This is a genomic window from Neisseria benedictiae (assembly GCF_958267435.1).
Classification (GTDB): Bacteria; Pseudomonadota; Gammaproteobacteria; order Burkholderiales; family Neisseriaceae; genus Neisseria; species Neisseria bergeri.
On sequence record NZ_CATQFV010000026.1, the window covers coordinates 1 to 7,405 of the forward strand.

7 protein-coding genes and 2 pseudogenes are annotated in these 7,405 nt (G+C 42.9%); 3 read left to right on the top strand and 6 right to left on the bottom strand.

The annotated features are described in order from the left end of the window. From Q3O12_RS02140 to Q3O12_RS02150, 3 genes and pseudogenes are all read left to right on the top strand, one after another. On the top strand, nt 1-427 hold a 427-nt coding region (locus tag Q3O12_RS02140), incomplete at its 5' end, for a transposase (RefSeq protein ID WP_301669121.1). 340 nt (nt 428-767) lie between these two features. Next, nucleotides 768-1,391: a hypothetical protein gene (locus Q3O12_RS02145; RefSeq protein WP_118778821.1), complete on the top strand. Its 624-nt coding sequence runs from the start codon at nt 768-770 to the stop codon at nt 1,389-1,391. Between the two features lie 353 nt (nt 1,392-1,744). After that, nucleotides 1,745-2,730, top strand: a pseudogene (locus Q3O12_RS02150) (IS110 family RNA-guided transposase). Nucleotides 2,731-2,914: 184 nt separating this feature from the next. Here Q3O12_RS02150 and Q3O12_RS02155 read toward each other — a convergent pair. The 6 genes and pseudogenes from Q3O12_RS02155 to Q3O12_RS02180 all read right to left on the bottom strand — a co-directional run. Next, entirely contained in the window at nt 2,915-3,310 is a 396-nt protein-coding gene (locus Q3O12_RS02155) for a hypothetical protein (protein WP_118778823.1), read from the bottom strand. A 10-nt stretch (nt 3,311-3,320) separates the two neighbouring features. Then, nucleotides 3,321-4,400, bottom strand: a pseudogene (locus Q3O12_RS02160) (RHS repeat-associated core domain-containing protein); the annotation flags it as partial. A gap of 77 nt (nt 4,401-4,477) precedes the next feature. Beyond that, nucleotides 4,478-4,801: a DNA polymerase III gene (locus tag Q3O12_RS02165; RefSeq protein ID WP_301669122.1), complete on the bottom strand. Its 324-nt coding sequence runs from the start codon at nt 4,799-4,801 to the stop codon at nt 4,478-4,480. Nucleotides 4,802-4,812: 11 nt separating this feature from the next. After that, a complete protein-coding gene (locus Q3O12_RS02170) occupies nt 4,813-5,910 on the bottom strand; it encodes an RHS repeat domain-containing protein (RefSeq protein ID WP_301669123.1) in 1,098 nt (365 codons plus the stop codon). Between the two features lie 53 nt (nt 5,911-5,963). After that, nucleotides 5,964-6,416, bottom strand: a complete 453-nt coding sequence (locus tag Q3O12_RS02175) for a tetratricopeptide repeat protein (protein WP_301669125.1) — start codon at nt 6,414-6,416, stop codon at nt 5,964-5,966. 34 nt (nt 6,417-6,450) lie between these two features. Beyond that, nucleotides 6,451-7,405 (bottom strand): RHS repeat-associated core domain-containing protein (locus Q3O12_RS02180; RefSeq protein WP_301669126.1); only part of this gene is annotated, 955 nt, incomplete at its 5' end.

Here is a 7,405-nt window from a genome sequence, read left to right on the forward strand (position 1 = left end):
ACATACCCGCACCGATGAGGAAGGCTATATCGAGAAACTGCACATCACCCCAGCCAATACCCATGAGTGCAACCACCTGTCGCCTTTGTTGGAAGGGATAACCGAAGGCACGACCGTCTATGCCGACAAAGGCTATGACAGTGAGGAAAACCAGAAACATCTAAAAGAGCATCAGTTACTGGACGGCATTATGCGCAAAGCCCACCGTAAACATCCGTTGTCGGAAGCGCAAACCAAACGTAACCGATATTTGTCGAAAACCCGTTATGTGGTCGAACAAAGCTTTGGTACGCTGCACCGTAAATTCCGCTATGCCCGGGCAGCCTATTTCGGGCTGATTAAAGTGAGTGCACAAAGCCACCTGAAGGCGATGTGTTTGAACCTGTTGAAAGCCGCCAACAGGCTAAGTGCGCCTGTTGCTGCCTAAAAGGCGGCCCGGATGCCTGATTATCAGGTGTCCAGGGAGGATTAAGGGGATATTTGGGTAAAATCAGGAGGTATTTGAAATAAAAACAGCCGAAAACCTGTTTTTGGGTTTCTGCTGTCGGGGGAAGGGCTTTTTTGCAAAGGTCTCAGGCCGTCTGAAAGGCAAAGGCAACTCGATTGTGATTATCGAGCATAATCTGGACGTGATTAAAACTGAGGTGATGGGGAAGGAAGGATTATTGCTTGTGGAACGCCGGAGGATGTGGTGAAAGCAAAAATCAGTTATACTGGGAAATATTTGAAGATTACTCTGTAATTCATTGAAATAGAAAGTATTGAAAATGAGTAATGAAGTTTATGCGGCTATTGTTGGAGCATTTGTAGGTGGTCTAATTTCTTTTGGAAGCTTATATTTTCAATACGAGAAGATATCAAAGCCAACATTAGAGAATGAAAAAGAAAGAATTTCCCTTGATAGAGAAAGATTTCAAAACGAAACCTTGAAATTGCAAGCTGATATTTCTAACTTGAAATTGAGTATCCAACAGTTTAAAGCAACAGAGCGTGATAAAAATATTAGCTTACTTTTAGATAATACATTCCAACCAAAAATAAAAATTGAAACCTGCACGCGAAATGAAAATTTTCGCATTGATAAGAAAAAGGTTATTCAAATATCTTGTTCTGTTAAAAACGAAGGAAAATATAGTGTAATTGCTACGGAGGTAATTGCGTCAGGAAATGTAAAAGAAATATTTTTTTATAAAAATAGTCAAGAAAAATTTACTTCAAATAGTAGATTTAATGTTCTTTTCTATGTTAGATTACATGATAATAAATCAGCAGGAGAAGCCAAAATACAATTTAATACAGATCCCGAACTTGTTAAAGATTTAAAAAGCCTTCAAAATTCTGCTACTCGAATAAAAATTCGAACACACGTCCTAAATATCGTTAATTTTTAACCTAGTAAGCAAGCGTAGGTTGGGTCTAGACCCAACAAAACCGTACTCTCCCGTTTTGTTGGGTTTGGTAACCCAACCTACCCGCTAACCCAACCCTCTCAGACGACCTCAAACGTCATCTGAAATCTTTATAACCCTCAACGCAGCCTGCCCCCCCATTTTCAGCAAGCCGTAGCCTGCATATCCAACCGACCGCGTGCGTGGCAGAGCCACACACCCTTGTATATCGGAACTTCCGTATCATAGCAACAAACCGCCCGGCCGCCACCCGTACACACCCAAGGCAAACAACCGTCACGTAGCTCAGGGAGCGCCATCGACACAACCGGACAGTTGCCAGACAACACAACCGAATGCAAGGCAGGTTTATGATGAGTATCCAACACAATTACGCAGGCATCGACATCGCCAAACGAAACTTCGCCATCGCCGTTTCGTCTTTGTCTAAAACCAAAACCGAAACCAACAACCCCAAAGGGATCACCCATACCGTCGAATACCTTAAAAAACACAACGTCGCCCTCGTCGTCATGGAAAGCACCGGCGGTCTCGAAGTCCCCGCCGTCAAGGCTATCCACCGTGCAGGCATAGCCGTGATTATCGCCAACCCTCGTCAGACGCATCAGTTTGCCCAATCACAGTCGCTGACCAAAACCGATGCAAAGATGCCAAAATGCTCGCCTTCTTCGCACAGATGACGGCACAGAAAGAAGGTTGGCAAACCATGCTCTACCACCCGCCCACCGAAGCGGAAGAAGTGTTGGAAGCATTGGTCAACCGCCGCAACCAACTGGTGGATATGCGGACTGCCGAGAAAAACCGTCTGCATCAGGTTCACGAAACGCAAGTCGAAAGCGTCAAACAACTGATTGCCCATTTTGACCGGCTGATTGACGAATTGGACAAACAAATTGACGACCACACCCACACGCATTTTGACGGCAAAGCCCAAGTGGCAGAGCAGATCAAAGGCATCGGTTCGACAACGACGGCTACGCTGATGGCGATGCTGCCCGAATTGGGACGGCTGTCACACAAACGGATAGCGAGTTTGGTCGGTATTGCCCCACACCCGAGGGAGAGTGGGGAAACCAAATTCAAAAGCCGCTGCTTCGGCGGAAGGTCTGCGGTGCGTAAGGCACTGTATATGGCAACCGTGGTAGCGACACGTTTTGAACCGCTTATTCGGGATTTCTATCAACGCCTGCTGTCCAAGGGTAAGCCGTATAAGGTTGCCGTTACGGCATGTATGCGCAAACTGCTGACGATATTGAATGCCCGGATGCGTGATTACTTTGCCGGGAACGGTATCACCGAGAACGGTATCCGAACAGCTTGATTTGAGTTTTGGTATTTTTGCCCGACGGGGTGAAAAATACAGTTGCTACGTCAAAACTAAAGGTTTTGTGTGGGCTACGGCTTGCTTATCCGTAAGGAATCAAACGAAGGTCATCTGAAAGTTATGTTTCAAACTACCCTATGGTTTGGTTTTGCCTTAATTCAACCAACTTACTGGGTTTGCTTTAATATTTTTCCCAGGATAAATCTAAATCGTTTTGTGGAATACATCCCATAGTCAAACATTTTACAGCACATTTGAATGCTATTTCTTTAGATAAAATATATTTAGACTCAAACAAGCCAATTTGCCCTCCCGTATTTAATTCTATTTTTGAGGTACTTCCTTCGTTAGAGTTTATTAAATTAAAAATGATGCCATTTTCTCCACCTGTTACAACATATTTCCCTCCCCCTCCACCAATCATTAAATAGTTTTCTTCTGATAAAACTAAATTTACAAGAGTATGTTGCTTAGCATCTAATTTTTCTAAAATTTCTAAAAGTCTTTCCGAGGAATTAATATGATAAACCTCTTCCTTACAATGAGATCCATTCCAGTTATCCAAAGTAATTTCCATAATAACTTCCTTATTTAGGTGGGAAATATCTTTTGCTTCCACTAGGTGTATGTACATTAATTGACTCAAGCCCTAACTCTCTAGCTAACGAACCAATACCATTGTTTCTACCACATGAAGGGCATAATTCTCTATCAACATAAATATCAGCTGTTTTTGCTTTACCTTTCATACCAGCATTTAAAGCTCTTTGAGTAACATGCCCTTCTGCATGTGTCTTAGTAATAGCATTGACTTTGTCAAAAGTAGTATCTATTCCGTGTCCATTATGTCCATAAAATACTCGACCACCGATTTCTAAACGAGCAGCTGTATGCGCATCCAATTCAGACCCTGCCTTAGGCATTTTTTTACGTTTGCGGAATCTAGCCAATAATCGAAACTTGTGTTTAATATCACATGGAGGATCAATAGTTTCCGTTCTAGCCCAACCAGAAGGATCAATCCATCCCAGTACATTAGGCGCAAACCAATAAAGATTACTACCCCCCAACAGCCCAATCGGATCCTGATTCACAAACCGCCCGGCCTCAGGCTCATAATAGCGCATCAGGTTGTAATGCAGCCCGGTCTCTTCATCATAATACTGGTTTTGCAGTCGGAACGGCTGATGCGCATTCTTGTAAACCCGCTCATCCTTTTTCAGACGACCCCAAGCGGTGTATTCGCCGTACCAGAGAAGATTGCCGTGGATGTCGGTCATCTCTTTCGGGATGCCGACTTGGTCGTTGTGGAAATAGGCGAGGTATTGCGCTTCGTCTTGGTTGTTGCGGAAGACTTGGGCTAGGGGTTCGTAGCTGTCTTGGTCGGCGTAGAGATAGGTGTAGCTGCCTTTGTAGGTGTATTCCTGCAATAGGCGGCTGCCGTCCCAGACGAAGTGGGTGCGTTTCGGCTCGGTACTCGTCCAGGCGAGTTTGTCTTGGCGTTCTTTCGAGAGGCGGCGTCCGAACGGGTCGTAGGCGTATGTCCAGATTTCGGTATTGCCCGCTGCTTTTTTGATTTCGGCGCGGACGAGTTGGTTTTCGAGATCGTATTGGTAATATTGGTTTTCGCCGTCGGGCAGCTGGCGGTAGATCAGGTTGCCCAGTGTATGGATGAGAAATTTTTAAAGAACAAATGTTTCAGACGGCCTCAAAAGAGATATTGAGGCCGTCTGAAAATATAAAATTACTTTTTCGCAGCACGAATTTTTTTCAATCCATTCTCCAAAATAGTAACTTTCTCGGGAGAAGTTCCCCTATCCAAAGCATTCCACCAATTATTTACTGGTTTAACAAATAATTGGAATCCTTCATCAGTTACGTTAGACTTTCTAATAACGATATTTTCTTTAATAGAACCGTCCTCATTAAAAGGATCAATACCTATGAGTAAATCATTTTTTTTAAGAAAATTCATTAATGAAATAGTTGATTTTATAATACCTTCTTTATAATCAATATCGTTACTTCTGTTCAATAATAGTTGGTGATCAAATAAAACAAAATCCATAATATTATCTCCTATGGTAATCGGACAATTTCAGACAATCCATCAACTTTAATCAAGGATTTTCCGTCTCTGACATACACCCCACCTGCATCTCTGATTCGACCTTCTTTTAGAGCTTGTGCTGTCTTAGACGCAGTCAGACTGGTTACCTCTTGAGCATGAGCACCACCATCTTTACCAGCTCCCTTAATCACAAAATCAAGTTTGCGAGATTCACCTGTCAAGGGGTCGCTAACAATTTCGCCCTTTTTATTTCTCAAGTGTTTCTGACTCAATATACGGTCAGCTCCATATTTGGCATCCAAGTCTTGTTTATGTAAGGCTTCGCGAGCATCACCATCTTTTTTATTTTGGATACATTCCCCTTTGCCCGCGCTTTTCTTCTTGGATTTCGGTCCAGGTTTTTTCCTAAATGTTCCGTTTTTTCTATGGCCATAAATTTTTAAACCAAGTGGATCGATAAAATCCAATACTTGATTACCAAATGAATATAGATTATCTCCACCAAACAACCCAATTGGATCTTGATTGATGAAACGACCCGTATCAGGTTCATAGTAACGGAAAAAATTATAGTGCAGCCCCGTCTCTTCATCATAATACTGATTTTGAAGTCTGAACGGCTGATGCGCGTTCTTGTAAACCCGCTCATCCTTTTTCAGACGGCCCCAAGCTATGTATTCGCCGTACCATAGGAGATTGCCGTGGATGTCGGTCATCTCGCGCGGGATGCCGATTTGGTCGTTGTGGAAATAGGCAAGGTATTGGGTTTCGTCTTTGGCGTTGTCAAAGATTTGCGCCAACGGTTCGTAGCTGTCTTGGTCAGTGTAGATATAGGTGTAGCTGCCTTTGTAGGTGTACTCCTGCAACAGGCGGCTGCCGTCCCAGACGAAGTGGGTGCGTTTGGGGTCGGTGCTCGTCCAGGAGAGTTTGTCTTGGCGTTCTTTGGAAAGGCGTCTGCCGAACGGGTCGTAGGCGTATTCCCAGATCTCGGTGTTGCCGGCGGGCTTTTTGATTTCGGCGCGGACGAGTTGGTTTTCTAAATCGTATTGGTAATATTGGTTTTCGCCGTTGGGCAACTGGCGGTAGATCAGGTTGTTAAAGAACAAATGTTTCAGACGACCTCAAAGAAGGTTTTGAGGTCGTCTGAAAATATCGAATCTTACTTTTTGGCTTTTTTCTTAGGATTTAATTCTTCTTTACGTTGCTTATAAAATTGCCAATATTTCCTATCTCGATATGAAAATGGCTGATAACGAAGTTCATTATACGTAAGATGAAAGTATTTATAGGCATTGTCCATATCACCAAGCTCAAAATATATTGCACCTGCATCACAAAATATACTTGCATCAGGCTCTATTTCTCTAGCTTTTAAGGCAAGTAGTACCCATTCTAATGCTGCTTTGTAATCCCCTTTTTCCTCATAAACTCCAGAAATACCATTAGCGACTGAAGAAGTTGGTTCGACCCAATTTATCTTAGGTTCAGGAATTAAATTCCATGCTTTTAGTTTGACAGCTAATCTATCTTCGATACTTGTCAAATCATTTGATAAACAAATTAGATCATTAATTTCATCATTTAAATCTGAATTTTGCTCTTCTAAATACATAACTATTCCTTTTATTTCTTAAAATATTTAGCAATTAACAACCTTTAGGTACTTTACCATTTCTTGGTTTTCGAGGTTTCTTATATCGTGATTTACTTTTACCACCACGTGAACAATTTCCTGGTCCATATTCCAACCTATAGTTATCAGGATTTAACATCCAATCCCTAACAGGCTTGGATTTAGCTCCATAATAACGACCACACCTATTCCAATAGTCGACGGCATCTTCTGGATTGTGTCCCATATGCGCTCCTCGTAAAGAATATTCTTTACCATCCACATCTTTAAATTTTGCATCTTTGGGAATTTGGGAGGTACGAGTTAAAGCATCTATTTGTTTTTCTGTAATACCTGTAATTAAATTATCACGAAGCATACGCTTCATAACAGCACGACCAGTTGCTGAAACTTTAGATGGTGTTCTACCAAGATAAGCATTCCTTCTCCACAAACCTAATGGGTCATTCCACTTTTGTATATTATCAGCAAACTGATATAGGTTATCTCCACCAATTAATCTAATCGGATCTTGATTAATGAATCTACCAGCATCTGGTTCATAGTAACGGAAAAAATTATAGTGCAGCCCGGTCTCTTCATCGAAGTACTGGTTTTGCAGTCTGAACGGCTGATGGGCGTTCTGATAGACACGCCCGTCCTTTTTCAGACGACCCCAGGCGGTGTATTCGCCGTACCACAACAGATTGCCGTGGATGTCGGTCATCTCACGCGGGATGCCGATTTGGTCGTTGTGGAAATAGGCGAGGTATTGTTTGCTGTCTTTGGCGTTGTCAAAGATTTGCGCCAGCGGTTCGTAGCTGTCTTGGTCGGTGTAGATATAGGTGTAGCTGCCTTTGTAGGTGTACTCCTGAAGTAATCGCGTTCCGTCCCAGACGAAGTGGGTGCGTTTCGGCTCGGTGCTCGTCCGGGCGAGTTTGTCTTGGCGTTCTTTGGAAAGGCGTCTTCCGAACGGGTCGTAGGCGTAT